Below are 741 nucleotides of genomic sequence, written 5' to 3'. Positions count from 1 at the left end.
GGGCGCCACCGGCCGCCTGCCAGCGGCGTCGTACGGCGGTGGCGTCCCGGCCGTCCTCGTCCGCCTGCCGCAGCTCGTGACCCACCAGGTCTTCGGGCTGCACCCAGCTCAGCCGCAGCGGCGCCGCGTCCTCGTCCGCGGACGACGCCCCATCCGGTCGTTCCGTCTGCTCCGGTCGCCGCGTCATCGCGATCACAGCCCCGCGATCGCCGAGAAGGCGGCCTCGTGCCGCGCCCTGCGACCCTGGTCCAGGGTGAAGACCTCCCGGGTGACGTCCGCCAGGGACGCCGCGGGAGCGTGCAGGTCGAGCTTGCTGGCCCGGGCCACCTCGTCGCTCCATTCCGCCGGTACGGCACCGGCTCCGCGCAGCGCGCCCACGAGGGCGCCGCTCATGGTGGCGATGGAATCGCAGTCCCGGCCGTAGTTCACCGACCCGAGCACGGTGTGCCGGTAGTCCTCGTCACCGACCAGCAGCATCCCGAGCGCCACCGGGAGTTCCTCGATGGCGTGTAGCCGGGACGGCCGCCGGGCGCCGAGGGACGGGGCGCGGTACTCCGGACCGACCGTGTCGAAGGGCGCGACCGCCTCCCGCAACGGCCGCAGCGCGCTCTCGAAGTCGTCGTGCCGCTCGGCCTCCGCGCAGACCGCCTCGATGGCGTCCCGGGTGCCGTCCTTCGCCAGCGACAGCGCAGCCTCCACCACCGAGCGCGCCGTCGCCCCGGGGCAGTGTGCCGCCGCGAC

At 75.2% G+C, this 741-nt stretch carries 1 protein-coding gene and 1 pseudogene; both read right to left on the bottom strand.

Features of this window, described 5'->3' with window-relative positions; all coding sequences use genetic code 11:
• Positions 1-187 (bottom strand): annotated as a pseudogene (locus AN216_RS00310) (ADP-ribosylglycohydrolase family protein); the annotation flags it as partial.
• Positions 188-192: 5 nt separating this feature from the next.
• Positions 193-741, bottom strand: a 549-nt coding sequence (locus tag AN216_RS00305; RefSeq protein WP_139140816.1) for an ADP-ribosylglycohydrolase family protein, incomplete at its 5' end; no start/stop codon positions are given.

Origin of the sequence: Streptomyces oceani, from assembly GCF_001751245.1 — a bacterium.
Lineage (GTDB): Bacteria > Actinomycetota > Actinomycetes > Streptomycetales > Streptomycetaceae > Streptomyces > Streptomyces oceani.
The sequence above is the reverse complement of the archived record's forward strand: the minus strand, read 5'-3'. Positions and strand labels throughout refer to the sequence as shown.